Source organism: Brevundimonas sp., from assembly GCF_035999125.1.
In the GTDB taxonomy this organism is placed as follows: domain Bacteria; phylum Pseudomonadota; class Alphaproteobacteria; order Caulobacterales; family Caulobacteraceae; genus Brevundimonas.
Map to the genome: position 1 here is coordinate 71,914 of NZ_DASYGX010000002.1, position 18,381 is coordinate 90,294.

General features: G+C 70.1%; 20 protein-coding genes. 7 read left to right on the forward strand and 13 right to left on the reverse strand.

From position 1 onward, the window contains the following. Nucleotides 1-6: 6 nt before the first annotated feature. A complete protein-coding gene (locus tag VGN45_RS00620) occupies nucleotides 7-1,065 on the reverse strand; it encodes a GGDEF domain-containing protein (RefSeq protein WP_327458261.1) in 1,059 nt (352 codons plus the stop codon). A 94-nt stretch (nucleotides 1,066-1,159) separates the two neighbouring features. Then, complete coding sequence (locus tag VGN45_RS00625; RefSeq protein WP_327458262.1) at nucleotides 1,160-2,662, reverse strand: DEAD/DEAH box helicase; 1,503 nt, start codon at nucleotides 2,660-2,662, stop codon at nucleotides 1,160-1,162. A gap of 262 nt (nucleotides 2,663-2,924) precedes the next feature. On the opposite strand from VGN45_RS00625, the gene VGN45_RS00630 reads away from it, so the two are divergent. Then, entirely contained in the window at nucleotides 2,925-3,293 is a 369-nt protein-coding gene (locus VGN45_RS00630) for a hypothetical protein (protein WP_327458263.1), read from the forward strand. A 7-nt stretch (nucleotides 3,294-3,300) separates the two neighbouring features. On the opposite strand, the gene VGN45_RS00635 is transcribed toward VGN45_RS00630, so the two are convergent. Together VGN45_RS00635 and VGN45_RS00640 are read right to left on the reverse strand one after the other, a co-directional pair. Continuing rightward, nucleotides 3,301-4,443, reverse strand: a complete 1,143-nt coding sequence (locus VGN45_RS00635) for a GNAT family N-acetyltransferase (protein WP_327458264.1) — start codon at nucleotides 4,441-4,443, stop codon at nucleotides 3,301-3,303. Further along, nucleotides 4,440-4,898 (reverse strand): RidA family protein, encoded by a 459-nt coding sequence (locus VGN45_RS00640; protein ID WP_327458265.1) that lies wholly within the window; start codon nucleotides 4,896-4,898, stop codon nucleotides 4,440-4,442. Before VGN45_RS00640 ends, VGN45_RS00635 begins: the two co-directional genes overlap by 4 nt. Before the next feature lie 100 nt (nucleotides 4,899-4,998). Between VGN45_RS00640 and VGN45_RS00645 the strand changes: the two genes are divergently transcribed. Continuing rightward, nucleotides 4,999-5,889, forward strand: coding sequence for a hypothetical protein (locus tag VGN45_RS00645; RefSeq protein ID WP_327458266.1), 891 nt, complete (start codon nucleotides 4,999-5,001; stop codon nucleotides 5,887-5,889). Here the strand turns inward: VGN45_RS00645 and VGN45_RS00650 are convergent. Both VGN45_RS00650 and VGN45_RS00655 read right to left on the reverse strand, forming a co-directional pair. Further along, nucleotides 5,886-6,626: a polysaccharide deacetylase family protein gene (locus VGN45_RS00650; protein ID WP_327458267.1), complete on the reverse strand. Its 741-nt coding sequence runs from the start codon at nucleotides 6,624-6,626 to the stop codon at nucleotides 5,886-5,888. The two genes, VGN45_RS00645 and VGN45_RS00650, sit on opposite strands and share 4 nt — an antisense overlap. Before the next feature lie 24 nt (nucleotides 6,627-6,650). Then, a complete protein-coding gene (locus VGN45_RS00655; RefSeq protein WP_414643370.1) occupies nucleotides 6,651-7,922 on the reverse strand; it encodes a DNA polymerase IV in 1,272 nt (423 codons plus the stop codon). 117 nt (nucleotides 7,923-8,039) lie between these two features. Here VGN45_RS00655 and VGN45_RS00660 point away from each other — a divergent pair, with 117 nt between their 5' ends. Next, on the forward strand, nucleotides 8,040-8,417 hold the full coding sequence (locus tag VGN45_RS00660; RefSeq protein WP_327458316.1) for a response regulator: 378 nt from the start codon (nucleotides 8,040-8,042) through the stop codon (nucleotides 8,415-8,417). Nucleotides 8,418-8,427: 10 nt separating this feature from the next. Further along, entirely contained in the window at nucleotides 8,428-9,792 is a 1,365-nt protein-coding gene (locus VGN45_RS00665) for a PleD family two-component system response regulator (protein ID WP_327458268.1), read from the forward strand. A gap of 243 nt (nucleotides 9,793-10,035) precedes the next feature. Here VGN45_RS00665 and rpmG read toward each other — a convergent pair whose 3' ends face one another. Further along, nucleotides 10,036-10,203, reverse strand: a complete 168-nt coding sequence (gene rpmG, locus VGN45_RS00670) for a 50S ribosomal protein L33 (RefSeq protein ID WP_003164451.1) — start codon at nucleotides 10,201-10,203, stop codon at nucleotides 10,036-10,038. Nucleotides 10,204-10,312: 109 nt separating this feature from the next. Between rpmG and VGN45_RS00675 the strand changes: the two genes are divergently transcribed. Continuing rightward, complete coding sequence (locus VGN45_RS00675) at nucleotides 10,313-10,873, forward strand: hypothetical protein (protein WP_327458269.1); 561 nt, start codon at nucleotides 10,313-10,315, stop codon at nucleotides 10,871-10,873. Between the two features lie 22 nt (nucleotides 10,874-10,895). Here the strand turns inward: VGN45_RS00675 and VGN45_RS00680 are convergent, their stop codons facing one another. From VGN45_RS00680 to VGN45_RS00700, 5 genes are read right to left on the reverse strand one after another with little or no spacing between them, the layout of a single operon-like run. Further along, entirely contained in the window at nucleotides 10,896-11,300 is a 405-nt protein-coding gene (locus VGN45_RS00680; protein ID WP_327458270.1) for a DUF5990 family protein, read from the reverse strand. Then, nucleotides 11,297-13,150, reverse strand: a complete 1,854-nt coding sequence (locus VGN45_RS00685; RefSeq protein WP_327458271.1) for a sulfotransferase — start codon at nucleotides 13,148-13,150, stop codon at nucleotides 11,297-11,299. Before VGN45_RS00685 ends, VGN45_RS00680 begins: the two co-directional genes overlap by 4 nt. Before the next feature lie 31 nt (nucleotides 13,151-13,181). Next, nucleotides 13,182-13,886, reverse strand: coding sequence for an NUDIX hydrolase (locus VGN45_RS00690; RefSeq protein WP_327458272.1), 705 nt, complete (start codon nucleotides 13,884-13,886; stop codon nucleotides 13,182-13,184). 37 nt (nucleotides 13,887-13,923) lie between these two features. Further along, nucleotides 13,924-14,280, reverse strand: a complete 357-nt coding sequence (locus tag VGN45_RS00695) for a VOC family protein (protein ID WP_327458273.1) — start codon at nucleotides 14,278-14,280, stop codon at nucleotides 13,924-13,926. Further along, nucleotides 14,277-14,930: a hypothetical protein gene (locus VGN45_RS00700; RefSeq protein WP_327458274.1), complete on the reverse strand. Its 654-nt coding sequence runs from the start codon at nucleotides 14,928-14,930 to the stop codon at nucleotides 14,277-14,279. The genes VGN45_RS00695 and VGN45_RS00700 overlap by 4 nt, the downstream gene beginning before the upstream one ends. A 154-nt stretch (nucleotides 14,931-15,084) precedes the next feature. Here VGN45_RS00700 and VGN45_RS00705 point away from each other — a divergent pair, with 154 nt between their 5' ends. Together VGN45_RS00705 and VGN45_RS00710 are read left to right on the forward strand one after the other, a co-directional pair. After that, nucleotides 15,085-15,606 carry a TetR/AcrR family transcriptional regulator gene (locus VGN45_RS00705; RefSeq protein ID WP_327458275.1) on the forward strand — a complete coding sequence of 174 codons (522 nt, stop codon included), beginning with the start codon at nucleotides 15,085-15,087 and terminating at the stop codon, nucleotides 15,604-15,606. A gap of 48 nt (nucleotides 15,607-15,654) precedes the next feature. Beyond that, entirely contained in the window at nucleotides 15,655-16,044 is a 390-nt protein-coding gene (locus VGN45_RS00710; protein ID WP_327458276.1) for a hypothetical protein, read from the forward strand. A 7-nt stretch (nucleotides 16,045-16,051) separates the two neighbouring features. On the opposite strand, the gene rnr is transcribed toward VGN45_RS00710, so the two are convergent. After that, entirely contained in the window at nucleotides 16,052-18,364 is a 2,313-nt protein-coding gene (rnr, locus tag VGN45_RS00715; protein ID WP_327458277.1) for a ribonuclease R, read from the reverse strand. Nucleotides 18,365-18,381: the final 17 nt, after the last annotated feature.

Genomic DNA, 18,381 nt, shown 5'->3' on the forward strand with positions numbered 1-18,381 from the left:
GAAGCTTCAGGCCGCAGCCTTGCGCATCGCCTCGGCGTCGGTGATCCGGTTGCGGCCGTTGCGCTTGGACTCGTACAGTGCCGCGTCGGCGCGACCGAGAAGGCACGCGGCCGTTTCGCCCTTCGCCAGCCGGGCATAGCCGGCGGAGATGGTGACGGCGCCCAGCTCATCGTCGGTCGAGCGACGACGCAGGGAGCGCGAGGCGATCTCGTTGCGCACGGATTCCAGGGCGTCCTCGACGCGGGCGGCGTCCTCGGCCGGAAAGATCACCGCGAACTCCTCGCCGCCATAGCGCGCGGCCAGACGCGGCGTCCGCGCCATGCGGCCCAGCACGCTGGCGACGTAACGCAGGACCTGATCGCCGGTCTGGTGACCCCAAGTGTCGTTGAAACGCTTGAAATGATCGATGTCGAGCACCGCCAGCGTCAGCTCTCGCCCGTCGCGGTGCGCGACCTCGACGCAGGCTTCCAGATGCTCGTCGAAGGCCTTGCGGTTGGCCAGGTTCGTGAGCGCGTCGGTCATGGCGTCGCGCCGCACCTGCTCCAGGTGCTCGCGCAGGCGCGCCACTTCGCGGGTGGAGGCGTCCAGACGCTTCTCCAGGTCCTGATTCTGCTTCTGCACCTTGCGCGTGGCGGTGGTCAGGCCGTCGACGACGGCGCGCAGACCTTCCGGCGCGGCGACGCCCTCCATGTCGGCGGAGGCGCCGGCCAGGACCTGGCCGTATTCGGCCTGACTCTTGTGGGCCTTGGCGATGGCGGTGGCGACGCTGGTCAGCTCGCGGTCCAGCACCCGGCCGGCGTCGCGGATCTCTTCCGACAGGCGGCCGCGGGGCAAATACTCGGCGGCCAGCATGTCGGAGACGGCCTCGGTGAACGGCTCGCCGGCCGCCAGCACGCGCTTGATCTCACGCCCAAGAGGACCTTCGGGATCGCCGAGGTAGTGCAGCCAGAGTTCGAAATTGAGGGGCGTCGGCCAGACGCCGACGGCCTCCATCTCCTCCAGCACGCGCCGCGCCAGCCCATAGGCTTCCGGCCCGCGCAGGGTCGTTTCCACGACCTTGGCCATGCGTTCCCCCGCAATTCTTGCTGCCTGAACCTTAGCCGTCGAAGCGTAACGACGGGTTAAGCGCGGGTCGAAGAACGCGGATTCGGGAAGCGGTTCAAGCGCCGATCACGACAGGGCGGCGAAGGAAAGCGGGAATGTCGGCGTCGCCGAAAGGGCGGCCGCGCGGAGCGGGAGCCTCGGCTTCCGCGGTCACCGGACGGGCATCCCTGTCGCGGTCGCGTCCGCGGCCTCGACCGCCGCGTTCCCGACGCGGTCGTTCGGCCCGCGTCTCGTCGGCGACGACTTCGGGCGCTTCGGCCAGAACCGGAGCTTCGACCGCCTCGGCCACGGCCGAGAACTGCGGCAGCGCCGCCGCCGCTTCGGCATCGGCGCGGTCGGCGCCGCGGCGGCGGCTGCGCGAGCGGGCGGGCTGGGGAGCGTCGCCCTCGACGGCGGCGGGCGTCTCGGCGCGCGGCGCGCGCTGGGCCGGGCCGTCCAGGACCAGTTCCTCGGGCGTCATCTTGATGAGCTTCAGGACCTTGTCCAACGCCTTGTCGTCCGACGGCGTCACGATCATGAAGGTCTGACCCTTCTTGCCGGCGCGGCCCGTGCGGCCGATGCGGTGGACATAGTCGTCGGCGTGGTGAGCCACGTCGTAGTTGAACACGTGGCTGACGTCCGGAATGTCCAGGCCGCGCGCGGCGACGTCGGAGGCCACCAGCAGCTTCAGCTCGCCGGATCGGAAGGCCGCCAGAGTCTTCATGCGCAAGCTCTGGTCCAGGTCGCCGTGGATCGGCGCGGCGTCGAAGCCGTGCCGCTTCAGCGATTTGGCGACAACGTCGACCTCGGATTTGCGGTTGCAGAAGACGATGCCGTTCTTGACGTCGTCGCGCGCCACCAGCTTGCGCAGGGCCTCGCGCTTGGCCTTGGGGTCGCCGGTCTTCAGCCGCACCATGTACTGGGTGATCGTCTCGGCCGTCATGGCCGGCCGGCTGGCCTCGATCCGCGTCGGATCCTTCAGGAACTGGGTCGTCAGCCGGGTGATCTCCGGCGGCATGGTGGCCGAGAAGAACAAGGTCTGACGCTTCGGCGGCGTCAGTTTGAAGATTTTCTCGATGTCCGGGATGAAGCCCATGTCCAGCATGCGGTCGGCCTCATCGACCACCATGACCTCCACGCCCGTCAGCAGCATCTTGCCGCGTTCGAACAGGTCGATCAGACGGCCGGGCGTGGCGATCAGCACGTCGACGCCCTTGGTCAGGGCGGCGACCTGATCGGCCATGGACACGCCGCCGATCAGCAGAGCCCAGCTCAGCTTGGTGCCCTTCGCGTACTTCGCGAAGCTCTCCGCCACCTGGTCGGCCAGTTCGCGGGTCGGGGCCAACACCAGGGCGCGCGGCATGCGGGCGCGGGCCCGGCCGGTGGCCAGCCGCTCTATCAGCGGCAGGGTGAAGGCCGCGGTCTTGCCCGTTCCGGTCTGGGCGATGCCCAGAACGTCGCGTCCGGCCAGCGCCACGGGAATGGCCTGGGCCTGGATCGGCGTGGCGGTGGTGTAGCCCGTCGCGGAGACGGCGCTCAGGGTCGTGGGCGACAGGCCCAGCTGTGCGAATTCGGTCATTCGGTCCTTGCACGAAAGCCGCCCTGCGCATCAGCGGGGGCGGCGACAGGGTGATGGCCCCGGACCTCCCGGGGCGTGACGTCTGCGGAACCGCCCCTCATGGGCGTGCGGGCGGCGCGGATCGCCAACCTGTCCCGAACGTGGGCGGCATATGGCTTTTCCCCACGCGGGAGTCAAGTATTCGGTCGGCGCGCGAAACCTCTTGCCATTCGTGAACTTTCGTTAAGATTGCGCCCGGGGACTGTTTTCGGTCGGGGGGATCATGCGGGCACGGGCGTGGTGGATCGGGTGCGCGTTTCTGGTGCTGGCCGCGGCGGGGCCGGCCGCGGCTCAGTCGGGAATGTCCTCGGCGTTCGGCAACACCATCGTGTCGAACTATCCCGACGGCGGCTGGGTGAAGCACTGGTTCAACCCGGACAACACCTACGTCGCCCATTTCAGCGACGGTCGACGCATCAGCGCCCGCTGGCGGGTCGAGGGGCGCAACATCTGCCTGACCAACATCCGGCCCAGCATGATGATCCCGCGCTTTTGCAGCCGCATGGTCGAGGCCGAGGTGGGGGAAACCTGGACGGCGCGCGATCCGCTCGGGCGGCGGGTCAGAAACACCTTGGTCGCCGGGCGAACCTGACGCGCCTTCAGGTCTCGCGATAAGGCGAACCTTCCCGCCGCAGCATCGACATCTCCGCATCCACGGCCATGCGCTCGCCCTCCAGATGGTCGGCGACCGCGCGGCGCAGGCCGTCGTGGGCGATCCAGTGGGCCGAATGCACCCGCTCGGGAAGGTAGCCGCGACCCAGCTTGTGCTCGCCCTGCGCGCCCGCCTCCACGCGGTCCAGACCGCGGGCCAGAGCGAAATCGATCGCCTGATAGTAGCAGAGCTCGAAATGCAGGAAGGGCCGGTCCACCAGCGTGCCCCACTGTCGACCATACAGGGCGTCTCGCCCGATGAAGTTCAGCGCCCCCGCCACCGGCGCGCCGTCGTCGAAGGCCATCACCAGGGTGATCCGGTCGGCCATCGTCGCGCCGATCCGGTCGAAGAAGTCCCGCGTCAGATAGGGCCGGCCCCACTTACGTGATCCCGTATCCATGTAGAAGGTGAAGAAGGCGTCCCACTGCTTTGATTGGATGTCATTTCCGGTCAAAGTACGAATGTCCAATCCCGCCTGCGCCTCGCGCCTTTCGCGGCGGATCGACTTGCGGCGACCGGACGACAGGGCCGCCAGAAATCCCTCGAAGTCGCCATAGCCCCGGTCGCGCCAGACGAACTGCATGTCCTGCCGCTTCAGCAGGCCGGCGGCGCCCAGCCAGTCCCACTCATCCGTGGTCGGGAAGTTGAGATGCAGGGAAGAGACGTCCATCCGCCGCGCCAGTCCGATCGCCGCCTCCAGCAGGCCCGCGCGCACGGCGTCCGCGTCCTCTCCCGGCGCCACCAGCAGGCGCGGCCCGGTCACCGGCGTGAACGGCACGGCGGAAAGCAGTTTGGGATAATAGGCCCCGCCCGCCCGCTCGAACGCCTGGGCCCAGGCGTGGTCGAACACGTATTCGCCCTGCGAATGCCCCTTCAGCCACAAAGGCATGGCCCCGATCAACCGCCCGTTGTCCTCCAGCGTCAGATGCCGCCCGGCCCAGCCCTGTCGCGGCACGGCGCTGCCCGAGGCCTCGCAAGCGTCCAGGAAGTCGAACGTGACGAAGGGGTCGCCGGTCGGCGCGGCCAGGGCGTCCCAGGCCTCGCGCCCGACCTCGGCGACCGTCTGATGGACGCGGGCGGTGAGGGTCACCGCACCTCGACGATCGCGTCGATCTCGACGGCGAAGTTCAGCGGCAGGCGATAGACGCCGACGGCCGATCGGGCGTGCCGGCCCTTGTCGCCGAACACCTCGACCATCAGGTCCGAGCAGCCGTTGATGACGGCGGGGATGGCCGAGAAATCCGGTCCCGCCTGGACGAAGCCGCCCAGTTTCACGATGCGCTCCACCCGTTCCAGATCGCCGTCCAGCGCGGCCGACATCTGCGCCAGAAGGTTGACTCCGCACATGCGCGCCGCCTCCTTGGCTCGTTCCGGCGTCACGTCCACGTCCACCGTGCCCAGCACTCCGCCCGCCGCGTCGTTCGACAGCTGGCCCGAGATGTGGACCAGGTTCCCGCTGCGCACCCATGGCACATAGTTGGCCACCGCCTTGGCGGGCTCGGGCAGGACGATTCCCAGTTCGGCGAGGCGGGCGGACACGGACATGCGGGGCTCCGGAGTTGGTTCGGCCGCTGTTTAGCGAGGCGCGTGCGCCGCGTCACGGCCCTTAAGGGATCACTCACCGCCGTGTGAGAGGGTGACGGCCATGGACATGCACCTGAGCCCCGTCGAGGCGTCGCTGCACGCCGTCATCGCCCGCATGAGCGAGGCCGATCGCGCCCGCGTCGACGTCGCTGTCGAGCCCGCCGCCGCCCGCGCGACCGCCGCCGCCACGCACTGGAACTTCGACCTGCCCGCACAGGAGGTGGACGCCGTGCTGGGGCAGGGCGCGACCGACGACGCCCGCCGTGGTCTGATCGCCATCTGGACCCTGGGCGTCATGGAGCGCGCCCGCTCCGTCGGCATGCCGGCCGCAGTGATGGAGCTCTATCCCTACTGGATCGACCAGACCGCGCAGTTTCTGGCCGGCGACGCGGGCGTATACGACCGCGATTTCTGGGCCAAGGACGTGCGCTTCGCCCTGGCCCTGTCCGTCCCGGGAGCGAAGACCCAGATCATCGACCTGTCCTCGCCCATGGGCCCGGGGGAGAGCGTGCGGCACGCGCTGTCCGGCCGCGGGATCGGACCGCTGATCAACTGGGTCCGGCACGGCGCCAACCGGTCGTGGCTGCAGGTGCACACGGAGAGCCGCCATCTGGAAGACTTCACCGAAGAAGGCTGGAACCGCGCCTGGGCCACGGCCGCCGAAATTTGCAAGGTACGGCCCGAGCTGGCCGGCATGATCGGCTCCAGCTGGTTCTACGATCCGCCGCTGGAGACCATCAGCCCGCGGCTTGCCCACTTGCGGCTCAACCCGCTGAACAACGGCGCCTGGATGGTCCATCAGGGCCCGGGCGAAATCCACACCCAGCGCGCCGCCGCCAGTCCCGGCAGCCGTCGCGCCTTGATCGAAAGCGGGGAATACCTGCCGCGCAGCTGGCTGGTCGCGTGGCCGCGCGAGGCCCTGATCCGCTGGGCCGACGCCCGCCGGTCCTAGGCCGCCAGTCGCCGCCGCCCCTCAGCCACCGGCACGATCGTCAGCCCGGCCGCCTTGGCCGCCAGGATCAGCCGCTCCAGATCGCGTTGCGTGCAGCCATAGGGCGTGGGCGCGTCCGACACGTCGTGGCCATAGGCGATCAGCCAGCCGTCCTTCGCCGCCGCCTCCGCGCACAGGGCGTCCAGGTCGTAGCCGGGCAGGCGGCGGCTCTCCAGGCCGATGGCCTTCAGCGCCACCCGGTCCTCGGTCCCCGCATTGACCCCGTTCCGCACCCCGCGGCCCAGAGCAAACCGCAAATCAATGATCGATTTCGCCCCCAGCGCCACGTCCCCGAACGGATAGGCGAAGGTCTCCATCACATGGCCGTCCAGACGGTCCGCCACCCACAACGCATTCCGCGCCAGGCTGCGCCCCAGCTCCGCTGGGCTCAGCGTCAGGGTCGAGACGTGCTCATAGGTGTGGCACCCCACCTCGTGCCCGGCGAAGAACAGCTCGCGCATCTGGTCGGCGGTGAACTGCGGCAGGCCCAGGTTCTCGCCGCGCTCCAGCCCACCGCAGACGTAATAGGTGGCCTTGACCCCGTGCTGCGCCAACACCGGTCCCGCCTCGGTCCAGGCGCTCTGGGGGAAGTCGTCGAAGCTCAGGCTCAGCATTCCGCCGGGCGCGCGCACCTGCATCGGGCGGCGGTCCAGCCAGCGCCCGGCGCGGCGGCGCATCTTGTCGACGAAGGCCTGCATGCGGGCAACGCTAGGGCAGGGGGCTTAAGACCGGGTTGAGCGCCCCTTCAGGGCCCGCCCCGCCACCACGGCGCCCGGGCCGAACTTGGCGCGCAGGGCATCGACCGTCGTCTCCGTCTTAAGCGTGCGCGCCGCCTCGGTCTGGAACAGGCCCGGCGGCGCGTCGGCCGCGTCCTCGATCTCGGCTAGGCCGATGCCGATCAGCCGATAGGGCCGCCCCAGCTCGGACCCCAGCAGACGCCGCCCCTCGGCGAACAAGCCGCGCGCCGTCTGCACCGGCTCGGCTGGCGTCACCCGCCGCGTGACGATCTTGAAGTCCGCCCGCCGCAGCTTCAGCACCACCGACCGCCCCGCCACCCCGTCGCGCCGGGCTTTCGATGCCAGCTTCTCGCAAAGCGGCCACAGCTCGGCCTCCAGCGCCTCGCGGTCGGTCAGGTCCGTGTTGAAAGTCGTCTCCGCGCTCATGCCCTTGCGGTCGCGCTCGGGGTTCACCGCGCGCGCGTCGCGCCCGTGCGCCAGCTCGTGCAGCCGCAGGCCCCACTCGCCGTACCGCTTCGCCAGATCGCGCAAATCCGCCACCGCCAGATCGCCGACGGTGGCATAGCCGTCGCTGCGCAGGGTTTTCGCGAAGACCGGCCCCACTCCCGGCAGGATCGTCACCGGCCGCCCGGCCAGCGTCGCCGCCGCCTCGGTTCCCAGCACGGTGAACCCGCGGGGCTTGTCCATCTCCGACGCCACCTTGGCCAGGAACCGGTTGGGCGCCAGGCCGATGGAGACGGTCAGGCCAATCTCGTCTTCGATCTCCTTCTGCAGCCGCACCAGCTGGAACACCGGCGGCCCGCCGTTCAGCCGCTCGGTGCCCCTCAGGTCCATCCACGCCTCGTCCAGCGACAGCGACTGCACCAGCGGCGTCAGGGCCCGCACCTTGTCGAAGATGCGTTTGCTCTCGGCGACGTATTTTTCGAAGTTCGGCTTGATCACCACGGCGTCCGGGCACGCCTTCAGCGCCTTGAACATCGGCATGGCCGAGCCGACGCCGTACAGCCGCGCGACGTAGCAGGCGGTGGCCACCACGCCCCGCACCCCGCCGCCCACGATCACGGGCCTGTCCCTCAGCTCCGGCCGGTCGCGCTTCTCCACCGAGGCGTAGAAGGCGTCGCAGTCCAGATGCGCGATGGCGTGGTCCGTCAACTCCGGGTGGTTCACGACCCGCAGCGAGCTGCAACCCTCGCACGTGCGCCGCGCGGCGGACGCGGTCTTCAGGCAGTCGCGGCAGATGCTGGCGAAATCGCCCACGGAAAGGACTCGGAAAGGTCGCGCTTACCCCAACTTAAGACCGATGGGTCAGGGTTGCACATGAAGTCGGCGGAAATCCCCCGCATCCACGCGGGGGCATGCCGGCCCCAGGTGTCGATGACCAAGACCGTCCTCATCGTCGAGGATAACGAGCTGAACATGAAGCTCTTTCATGATCTGCTCGATTCCCAGGGGTTCCGCACCCTGCAGACCCGCGAGGGGTTGTCGGCGCTGGCGATCGCCCGCGAGCACCGGCCCGACCTGATCCTGATGGACATCCAGCTGCCCGAGATTTCGGGCCTGGAGGTCACCAAGTGGCTGAAGGACGATCCTGACCTGGCCCACATCCCGGTGATCGCCGTCACCGCCTTCGCCATGAAGGGCGACGAGGAGCGCATCCGAAACGGGGGATGCGAGGCCTACATCTCCAAGCCCATCTCCGTGCTCCATTTCCTCGAAGTCGTCCGGCGCCACCTCGGCGTCGTGGCGGCGTGAGGGCCCGCCGATGACGGCGCGCGTCCTGGTCGTCGACGACGTCGAGCCCAACGTGCGCCTGCTCGAGGCCAAGCTGACGCTGGAATACTACGACGTCCTGACCGCCCATGACGGCCCCACGGCCATCGAGGTGGCGACCCGCGAACAGCCGGACCTGATCCTGCTGGACGTCATGATGCCGGGCATGGACGGGTTCGAGACCTGCCGCCGCATCAAGGCGGTTCCGGCCCTGCGTCACGTGCCGATCGTGTTGGTCACGGCGCTTGACGGGCGCGAGGATCGCATGAAGGGGCTGGAGGCGGGGGCCGACGACTTCGTCACCAAGCCGATCGACGACCTGATCCTGATGGCGCGGGTGCGCTCCCTGACCCGGCTCAAGGCCATCGTCGACGAACTGCACGACCGGGAGGAGAGCAGCCGCCGGCTGGGCGTCGACGCCGACGCCGCGGGCCGCCTGCGCGCCACCGGCGGCCGGATTCTCGTCGTCGACGACGGCGAGCGTCAGGCGGCGAAGATCGTCGAGCGGCTGTCGGAAGAGCACCGCCCGACCGTCGAGGCCGACCCCGCCGCGGCGCTGGAGGCGGCCAAGGCCGGGCTGGACCTGATGATCGTCAACCTGGCGGCGGCCGAGTTCGACGGCCTGCGCCTGATCGCCCAGGCCCGCTCCACCGAGGCGGCGCGGCGCACGCCCATCCTGGCCGTGGTCGACCCCATCGACCGCCCGCGCATGGTCAAGGCGCTGGAGCTGGGCGCCAACGACATCCTGATGCGCCCGGTGGACGTGGAGGAGCTCCAGGCCCGCGCCCGCACCCTGATCCGGCGCAAGCGCTATCAGGACTTCCTGCGCCAGAAGCTGGATTACAGCCTCGAAATGGCCGTCACCGACGCCCTGACGGGCCTGCACAACCGCCGCTACATGGCCGGCCAGCTTCAGGCCATGGTCGGCCGCGCGGCCCAGGGCGGCGAGACGGTGTCGGTGCTGGTGCTCGACATCGACCACTTCAAGGCCGTGAACGACGGCTTCGGCCACGACGCCGGCGACGAGGTCCTGCGCGAGTTCGCCGTGCGCCTCGCCACCAACGTCCGCGCCGTGGATCTGCCGTGCCGCATGGGCGGGGAGGAGTTCGTGGTCGTCATGCCCGGCGCCCCCATCGAAGCCGCCCTGCGCGTCGCCGAACGCATCCGCCGCGACGTCGCCTCCGTCCCCTTCCGCGTGCTGGACGGCGAGGCCGCGCTCGACGTCACCGTCTCCATCGGCGTCGCCACCGTCTCCGGCCCGAACGACACCCCCGACGCCCTGCTCAAGCGCGCGGACGAGGGGGTGTACGAGGCCAAGCGCCGGGGCCGCGATCAGGTGGTGGCGCGGGCGGCTTGACCTGTCTCCTCCTCGTCGGCGTCGCCGATGGGGAGGTGGCGCGGCGCGAATACGCGCCGTGACGGAGGGGGCGGCTCGGTGTCCGACGCCCGAAACGCCAATCCCTTTCGACTGAGATGCCCCCTCCGTCTCGCCCGCTGCGCGGTCGATCACCTCCCCATCCGCTTCGCGCACGGGGAGGAGACAGCAAAAACGCCCGGCCATCGCTGACCGGGCGTTCGAAAATCAGCGAGGCGGTTCGCCTTACTTGATCTTGCCTTCCTTGAACTCGACGTGCTTGCGCACGACGGGGTCGTACTTCTTCACGACCATCTTCTCGGTCATGGTGCGGGCGTTCTTCTTGGTGACGTAGAAGAAGCCGGTGTCGGCGGTCGAGTTCAGGCGGATCTTGATGGAAGCCGGCTTGGCCATCGGACAATTACCTTTGCGACGGCGAGAGCCGCTGGAAACGAGAGGCGCGGAACATACTCAGGCGCGCCCGGAAGTCAACGCCGCCGCGCGGGCGTGCTAGCGTCGCGGCATGAAAGCCCTGACCGCCCCGATCCCCGCCGCCGTCCTGGCCCTGTCCGCCTGCGCCACGGCGCCGGCGCAAAGCCCCCAGGACGCCTTCTTCGCCCGCCTGACCGACCTGTGCGGCCGGACCTTCCACGGCCGCGTCGCCGCCGACGACACCAACGACCCGAACTTCGCCGGCAAGGCCCTGGTCATGCACGTGCGCGACTGCTCTCCGACCGAGATCCGCATTCCCTTCCACGTCGGCGAGGACCATTCCCGCACCTGGGTCATCACCCGCACCGGCGCCGGCCTGCGGCTGAAGCACGACCATCGCCACCATGACGGCACGCCCGACGTCCTGACCTGGTACGGCGGCGACACCACGACGCCGGGCACGGCCGAGCGCCAGGAATTCCCCGTCGACGCCGACTCGATCGCCCTGTTCACCCGCGAGGGCCGCACGGTGTCGAACACCAACGTCTGGGCGATCGAGGTGCGGCCGGGGCGGGAATACGTCTACGAGCTCTCCCGCCCCGGCGGCCGCCTGTTCCGCGTGGCGTTCGATCTGTCGAAGCCGATGTCTTGAACCCTCTCCCGGCGGGAGAGGGTCAGGCGATGCACCAACGCCTGACCGGGCGCACCGTCGCGCAGGCGGGCGTGCCGTCCTTGCCGCGCCCCGGCAGGCCGATCTCCAGCACCGCGCCCGCGCGCGCCCGATCCAGCAGTGCTGGCGGAATGTCATGCACGTCGATCTTGGCCCGCCGGTTCAGCGTCGTGGCGTGGTCGCCCGCCGCGATGCCGATCCGGATGTAGACGAACCGCCTCTCCTTGCTCTCGCGCCGCACGAAGGGGCCGGTCATCCGCCCGTCGTCGTGCAGGGTGATCGGCACGTCGAAACTCACCGGCCCGCCGCCCGCAGTCACAGGCTCGAACGGCATGTCGTCCTTCTGCAGGCTGTAGCGCACGCCCGGCACGGGATCGTCGATCGTCAGCCTGAGGCGGATCTCGGTCACCGGAAGGCCCGCAGCCGCTCGCGCACGGCCTCCAGCCCCGGCAGGACGCGTTCGATCTCGGCGGCGTTCTTCTTCCACTTGTCCGGCCGCGGCGGCTCCAGCGTGTGCCGTGAGTCGGGCAGGGGACCGCCGGTCCGCTCCGTCAGCGCCGCGTCGACCTCAATCCCGGCGAAATTGGCGATCCCGGCGATGACCTTGCCCGGATCGGCGACGAAGTCGGCATAGCGCACCACGTGCCGCCGTTCGGCCGGCAGGGCCTTCAGGTCTTCCATGATGGTCGTGTTGGTCACGGCCCACTGGTGCGCCGCGATCTCCTCGACCGGATTGCCCTTCAGCCCCCGCCACTCCGGCGGCAGCAGCAGCGACCACGGCCCGTCCCAGCCCTGCAGCTGCGGATAGGTGACCCAGCCGCCCGAGCGCCAGGCGTCGATGATGCTGGACACGTTCTCCTCCGGCTCGCGCCACAGGAACACGTACAGCGCGTCGGGGAACACCTTGTCGAAGAAGGGGATGCGTAGGGCGTTCTTGGGCGTCTTTTCCAGGAACCGCACCGAGGGGGCGTTGGCGAAGGGCGTTCCGCCGGCGCCGACCAGCTTCTCGGCCACCCGCGCGTGCATGGCCAGGCCGATCTGCGGGTCGAACTGCGCCGCCGTCAGCCGGTTGGAGTCCACGCCCGGCGCGCCGGGCCGCAGGCGGGGGAAACCCTCCGCCAGCCAGTGCGCCTCTCCGCCCACGGTGTGCAGCTGCGGCGTGACCGCCAGCGTCTCGAACAGGGCGGTCGAGCCCGACCGGGGCGCCGCCACGATGATGATCGGCCGGTCATAGGTCGGTACAGTCCGTACCGACGGCGCCGGCCGCGCTCCGCCCGCCGGGGCGTGACCCGGCACGGCGGCAGCCGCCTGTCCACGCGCGCCCTCATTGACGGCATAGGCGGCCACCCGCGCGCCGGCGACGCGCAGCACCGGCATGTCGTTGGGCCCGACGCGCAGGTCCTCGCCCAGCCCCCGCACCTGCTGCAGGAAGCCGTCGATGCGCTTGCGGTAGTGGGGGACGCCCCGGTCCTCGTCGGCGAACAGGGACCACAGTTGGCGCCAGTCCTGACGGAAGCCCCAGCAGGCCCGTTCCAGCGCCCGCACCTCGGCCTCGCCCGCGGCGCCGCCCTTGGTCGAGACGGTCTCGGACACCAGGTCCGCCAGCAGCTGGTCGATCTCCGACGGCGGCATGACGCGATGCACGTTGAACCGCTCGAACGCCAGCGGCGCCTTCTCTCCCGGCCGGTACGGCACGGGCCGGGCGGCGATCGGCCCGTCGGCGGCCGCGTCCGCCATGTCCCAGAACCGGGCGTTGCCGGTGGTGTCGGCCACCAGGTGGATGCGCTCCACGTCCGACCCGTTGACCACCCGATGCGTGCGCCAGTTGTCGAAGATCCACGATTCCCCGGCGGCCATGTTCACGACCCGGTCGTCGCAGTGGAACATCACCTCCGGCGTCGTGACGATCGGGATGTGCATCCGCACGCGGTGGAACCAGTGATAGTTCACGTCCGTGTGGGTCGGCACCTCCGACCCCGGTCCCAGCTTCATCAGCCGCGACCGGCTCCACACGACGCCAAAATGGCTCAGCACCTGCTGCAGATAGGGCGCGGCCAGCAGGTGCGGCGTCGGCGCCATGGCCCCGGCCACGTCGTCGTTCTCGGTTCCGCCGACGGTGATCAGGCGCAGCGCGCTGTTGCCGGGGATCTTGTTCGGGTGCGGGGCCCAGGCCTCGGCCGGAAACGCCAGCACCTCCTGGCGCAACCGCTCCACGTCGAAGGTGAATGGCAGTTTGATGAAGGGGGCCTTGAGCTTCATCCCGAACGGATACCGGCCGGGCGGGGCAGGGTCAAAGACGTTCGATCCTATGGCGCCCATGCACCTGCCTTATGAACGGCAGGCCGTCGGACCGGTCTTCGAGTGCGGCGTTCAAAACAAACCGCGTGATGGCCGCCAGATCGCGCGTCAGGGCGTCGTCGGCTCTCAGCCAGGCCACGTCCTCCAGCTCGTCCGCCATGGGACGCGGATCGTCACCCATCAGGGCCGAGGCGTCGGCGCGAAAGAACCGCGCGTCAAACCGCCGGCTGCGCCCCGGCGGCGTGATCGCCCGCGCGACGTAGGTCATGGCCGCCAGGTCGGGCAGGGCGCCGCCGGCCCGAAACTCCCGCCATGGCCCCGCCACCGACTGCAAGTGCGCGGCGCGCGCCAGCCTCAGCCCCGTCTCCTCGAACGTCTCGCGCACCGCCGCCAGCATCAGCGCCCGCGCCCGATACGGCCCGATCTCCGCCTCCAGCCGCGCCCGCGTCTCGCCGACCGGGTCGGTGGCCGAGGCCGCGCGTCCGTCCGACCGGTCCACGCGCCCGCCGGGAAAGACCCACTTGCCCGCCATGAACACGTGCCCCGCCGCCCGCCGGCCCATCAGCACCTCCAGCCGGTCGCCCGAGCCGCGCGTCAGGATCAGCGTCGCCGCATCCCGCGGTCGCATCCGCCCGCCAGTGCGCGGCGCGTCCTTCAGGTCTTGGTCGGGGTCGAAGGGCTGGGTGGCGGAAGGCATGGCCCGTTCCTAGAGCTTCGGCCGCCGTCGAGAAACCTCAGCCGACGATCCGGCCCACGCGCACCTGCGTGCCGACGGGATCGCTGACGACGAACTCGTAACAGCCCCACGGCTTCAGTTCGGGGCGATGCGGCGCGAGCACGAGATCACCCATGCGATCCGCCGCCGCATCCACGTCCTCCACATAGACATAGAGGCCCAGAGGATTGTCCTCCAACCGCGTCGGCCAGTGCGGCGTCCTCGTCAGATGCAGATGCCAGCCGCGTCCGTCGGACAGGATGCGGTAGTCGCCCCAGTCGCCGACCAGCTCCAGTCCGAGCCGGGCATAGAATGCGGTGCTCGCCTCCATGTCCCGGGCGGGCACGATGGCGGCGATGCGATGGGCGTCGGTCATCCCGGTTCCTTCGTCGAGGGGGCGCGGGTCAGTGCGGCGCCGGCCAGCGCGGCCCAGGCCGAGAACAGCGCCATGGAGATCACCGCGTCATGGAGGTTGAGGTCGCCCCCCGTGGTCAAGGCCCAGATCGGCGCCAGGACGGCCATGACCACGCCGACCGCGCCCGCGATCCGGAGCAGGCCGCCGACGCGGACCATGGATACGGCCAGAAGTCCCGTCGCCAGCGCCGCCGTCACCAGGCCGAAGGCGCCCAGCACCTGGTTCAGCGTCCACAGGGCCGTCATCGCCGCCTGCCTGCCTTCGGATGGGGGCAGGGCGGCGGCCACCCGGGCCAGGGCGAAGCCGTTAATCAGGGCGGCGGCGATCAGACCCCCGGCGCCCAGGTTCCACGCCCACCGTCCCGCCACGACCGAGGCCTTGCCCCCGCCCAGTCGGCGGCTCAGCGCGTCCACCCCCACCCCCAGGCCGATCAGGCACGCGATCATCCCGCCGTGCACCAGGTCGTTGGCCATGTCGCGGGCCAACAGGCCGTCGTCCGGGCCGTTCAGCGAGGTCGGATGGTGCATCATCAGGAACAGGGCGGCGGCGGCCGACGCCGTCATGACCAGGCCGGCCGGTCGCACGTCGGGTTTGGTCTCGGTCTGGTTCATCGCTTCCCCCCTCGTTTTGGAAGGCCACCCTGCCTCGGCGCGGACGGGCGATCGACGGACGCGCCCCTTCGCCCGTCCGCTAGCGGACTTTCGGCCCGCAAAGTCCGCTTTCGACCCGCTCACGCCGCGGCGCGGCTTGCGCTAGGCTGGCGCCATGACGCTGCCCGCCGTCGAGGATCCGGATCGCCGCAAGGCGCGCACGCGGCAGGCTGTGGCCGGCGCCATGACGCGCCTGATCTTCACGCGCCGCTACGGCGACATCCGGACCGCCGAGCTGATCGAGGCGGCGGGCATCGGCCGATCGACCTTCTACGAGCATTTCCGCGGCAAGGACGACGTCCTGGTGGCCATCATCGATCCCATCTTCACGCCGTTGGCCGATGCTGCGGCCGGGAGGGGCTCCGTGATCGCGGTGCAGGGCATGCTCGGGCATGTCTGGGAGCAGCGGGCGGCCGCACGCCAGCTGTTCGAACCGCCGCTGGCGAATCGGCTGCAGCGAAAGCTCGCCGTCATGATCGAGGAAAGGCTGGCCCCGGCAGCGGGACCTGCGCCTAGGGCGCTCATCGCGACGGGACTCGCGGCTTCGACGCTGGCCACTTTGCGGTCGTGGCTCGCCGGCGAGACGCCCTGTTCGGCGCTCGATCTGGCGCGTCATCTGGTGGGCGTGAAGGGCTGAGTCCTGATAGACTGGAGCCGCCGCGGCATCGCGGATTCGGGGTTTCACATGATCGCCATCGGGGCGCAGGGCACGGCGGTGGCGCTGGGCCTCTGGATGATCGGGCTCGGCGTCTTGATGGCCGTGGCGCCGCGCCGGGCGCTCGCCGCGCTCGCCGCCATGGGCGGGACGGCGCGCGTGCATTTCGGCGAGATGGGGCTCCGCTTGATCGCGGGCGCGGCCCTGATGGTCGTCTCCGGCGCCTCGCGGTTTCCGCAGGCCCTTTGGCTGATCGGCGCGTTTCTGATCGTCTCGGCCGTCGTGCTGATGCTGCTGCCGCGCCGCTGGCATTCGGCCTATTCGCGGTGGTGGGCCGCGCGCATTCCTGTCTGGGCCGTCCGGGTGGTCGCGCCGACGTCGGTCCTGATCGGCGCGGTGCTGATCTGGACCGTGGTCTGAGGATTCGTCAGCGCCGCTTGCCCTTGCGCACGCCCTTCAGTCCGCCCGACGGCTTTCCGCCGCGGGGTTTCGGTCCGCCGGGACGTCCCTTGCCGCGCGTCGGAGGGCCGTCGCCGCGGCCCCTCATGCCCAGTCGCGGCGCCGGGGCGTTCGGATCGCGGGGATCCGGATCGGACAGCATCTCGAACAGCAGGCCGCCCGTCGCCGGCGTGGCTTCCACCAGCTTCACCTCCACCGACCGGCCCAGCGTCCAGCGCACGCCCGTCCGGCTGCCGACCAGCGCATGGGTGCGGTCGTCGTGAGTGAAATACTCGCCGCCCAGCGAGGACACGGGCGCCAGCCCGTCGGCCCCCGTCTCCTCCAGCCGCACGAACAGGCCGAAGCGGGTGACGCCGGTGATCCGTCCCCGGAAGGTCGCCCCCACGCGGTCCTGCAGGAAGGCGGCGACGTATCGGTCCATGGCGTCGCGCTCGGCGGCCATCGACCGGCGCTCGGTGGTCGTCACCTGTTCCGCGATCGACGGCAGTTCAGTGATCTCACGATCCGTCAGCCCGTCCTTGCCGAAGCCCAAGGCGCGGATCAGGCCGCGATGGACGATCAGGTCGGAGTAGCGCCGGATCGGCGAGGTGAAGTGGGCGTACCGGTCCAGGTTCAGCCCGAAGTGGCCGACGTTCTCGGGCGAATAGATCGCCTGCATCTGTGTGCGCAGCACGACCTCGTTGACGACCTCGGCGTGCGGCCCGCCGCGCGTCTGGTCCAGCAGCTTGTTGAACCGCTTCGTCGTCGCCGGCTCGCCCTTGGTCCAGGGGATGCCGATCGTCTGAAGAAAGTCCGCCAGGTTGAACAGCTTCTCCTGACTGGACGCTTCGTGGACGCGATAGATCAGCGGCGTCTTCTTCTGCTCCAGCGTCTCGGCGGCGCAGACGTTGGCCTGAACCATCATCTCCTCGATCAGCCGGTGAGCCTCCAGGCTGACCCGCGCCTCGATCGAGGCGATGCCGCCGTCCGGGGCCATCCTGATGCGTCGCTCGGCGCTCTCGATCTGCAGGGGGCTGCGCTTGATCCGCCCCTTCAGCATGGTGCGATAGGCGTTCCAGAGGGGATACAGGATCGCCTCCATGATCGGCCCGGTGACGTCGTCCGTCTGGCCATCGACGGCGGCTTGCGCCTGCTCATAGCTCAGCTTGGCATGCGATCTCATCAGTCCACGGACGAACTTGTGCCCGACCTTCCGCCCCTCCTTGTCGAAGACCATGCGCACCGCCATGCAGGCGCGGTTCTCGCCTGCCTTCAGGCTGCACAGCCCGTTGGACAGACGCTCCGGCAGCATCGGCTCGACGCGGTCGGGGAAGTAGGTGCTGTTGCCCTTGTCTCGCGCCTCGCGGTCCAGCGCCGTGCCCGGCCGGACGTATGCGGCGACGTCGGCGATGGCGACCCACACCACCCAGCCGCCCTCGTTCTTCGGATCCTCGTCGCGGTGGGCATAGACGGCGTCGTCGTGGTCGCGCGCGTCCGCCGGGTCGATGGTGATCAGCGGCAGCTCGCGCAGATCCTCGCGGCCCTTCAACGACGGCAGTTCCTGATCCTCGGCCTCGCGCTCGACCGCTTCGGAAAAGCCCATGGGCACATTGTGCGCGGCGATGGCGATCAGCGACGCGGCGCGCGGATCGTCCTCGCGCCCGATGGTCTCCAGCACCTTGCCGCGCTTGGGGCCGTACCGATGCTCGCCCTTCTCGATGGCCGCCACCACCAGATCGCCGTCCTTCAGCCCCTCGGCCAGCAGGGGCGCGATGACCAGCACGTCCTTGGACCGCCGGTCCACCGGCTCGACCCGCACCTCGCGGTTCGACTTGCGGACGACGCCCAGCACCTTGTTGGCGCCGGAATCCAGCCGCTTGATCAGCCGCGCCTCCCAGCCGTCCTCCCCCTTCGAGAACCGCACCAGCAGCCGGTCGCCCATGCCGGGCGCGGGGCCGGTCTTGCCGCTGCGGTCGGGCATCAGCACGGCGCGCGGCGCGTCGTCGGACGCCTCGACCAGCCGCACGTAAAAGTCCCCGTCCACGTCGCGCTCGACCACGTCCGCCACGCCCACGGGCGGCAGATCGCCGGCCGGCGACAAGCCCTTGCGTCCTCGCTTGCCCAGCGCGCCTTCGGCTTCCAGTTCGCGGATCATCTCGCGCAGGGCCCGGCGCTCGCCGCCCTTCAGACCGAAGTGCCGCGCGATGTCGGTCTTCTCGGCCGATCCCGCCGCGCGCAGAAAGGCCAGAAGGGTCTCCTTGTCAGGCAGTCCGGCGGCGGGGCGTTTCGGGGGCTTGCTCATGCACCCGACATAACGCG

What these genes read in the sequence shown, in the direction of transcription:
- VGN45_RS00620 (WP_327458261.1), bottom strand. Translation starts at nt 1,065, where the DNA reads ATGGCCAAGGTCGTGGAAACGACCCTGCGCGGGCCGGAAGCCTATGGG.
- VGN45_RS00625 (WP_327458262.1), bottom strand. Translation starts at nt 2,662, where the DNA reads ATGACCGAATTCGCACAGCTGGGCCTGTCGCCCACGACCCTGAGCGCC.
- VGN45_RS00630 (WP_327458263.1), top strand. Translation starts at nt 2,925, where the DNA reads ATGCGGGCACGGGCGTGGTGGATCGGGTGCGCGTTTCTGGTGCTGGCC.
- VGN45_RS00640 (WP_327458265.1), bottom strand. Translation starts at nt 4,898, where the DNA reads ATGTCCGTGTCCGCCCGCCTCGCCGAACTGGGAATCGTCCTGCCCGAG.
- VGN45_RS00645 (WP_327458266.1), top strand. Translation starts at nt 4,999, where the DNA reads ATGGACATGCACCTGAGCCCCGTCGAGGCGTCGCTGCACGCCGTCATC.
- VGN45_RS00650 (WP_327458267.1), bottom strand. Translation starts at nt 6,626, where the DNA reads ATGCAGGCCTTCGTCGACAAGATGCGCCGCCGCGCCGGGCGCTGGCTG.
- VGN45_RS00660 (WP_327458316.1), top strand. Translation starts at nt 8,040, where the DNA reads ATGACCAAGACCGTCCTCATCGTCGAGGATAACGAGCTGAACATGAAG.
- VGN45_RS00665 (WP_327458268.1), top strand. Translation starts at nt 8,428, where the DNA reads ATGACGGCGCGCGTCCTGGTCGTCGACGACGTCGAGCCCAACGTGCGC.
- rpmG (WP_003164451.1), bottom strand. Translation starts at nt 10,203, where the DNA reads ATGGCCAAGCCGGCTTCCATCAAGATCCGCCTGAACTCGACCGCCGAC.
- VGN45_RS00675 (WP_327458269.1), top strand. Translation starts at nt 10,313, where the DNA reads ATGAAAGCCCTGACCGCCCCGATCCCCGCCGCCGTCCTGGCCCTGTCC.
- VGN45_RS00685 (WP_327458271.1), bottom strand. Translation starts at nt 13,150, where the DNA reads ATGAAGCTCAAGGCCCCCTTCATCAAACTGCCATTCACCTTCGACGTG.
- VGN45_RS00690 (WP_327458272.1), bottom strand. Translation starts at nt 13,886, where the DNA reads ATGCCTTCCGCCACCCAGCCCTTCGACCCCGACCAAGACCTGAAGGAC.
- VGN45_RS00695 (WP_327458273.1), bottom strand. Translation starts at nt 14,280, where the DNA reads ATGACCGACGCCCATCGCATCGCCGCCATCGTGCCCGCCCGGGACATG.
- VGN45_RS00700 (WP_327458274.1), bottom strand. Translation starts at nt 14,930, where the DNA reads ATGAACCAGACCGAGACCAAACCCGACGTGCGACCGGCCGGCCTGGTC.
- VGN45_RS00705 (WP_327458275.1), top strand. Translation starts at nt 15,085, where the DNA reads ATGACGCTGCCCGCCGTCGAGGATCCGGATCGCCGCAAGGCGCGCACG.
- VGN45_RS00710 (WP_327458276.1), top strand. Translation starts at nt 15,655, where the DNA reads ATGATCGCCATCGGGGCGCAGGGCACGGCGGTGGCGCTGGGCCTCTGG.
- rnr (WP_327458277.1), bottom strand. Translation starts at nt 18,364, where the DNA reads ATGAGCAAGCCCCCGAAACGCCCCGCCGCCGGACTGCCTGACAAGGAG.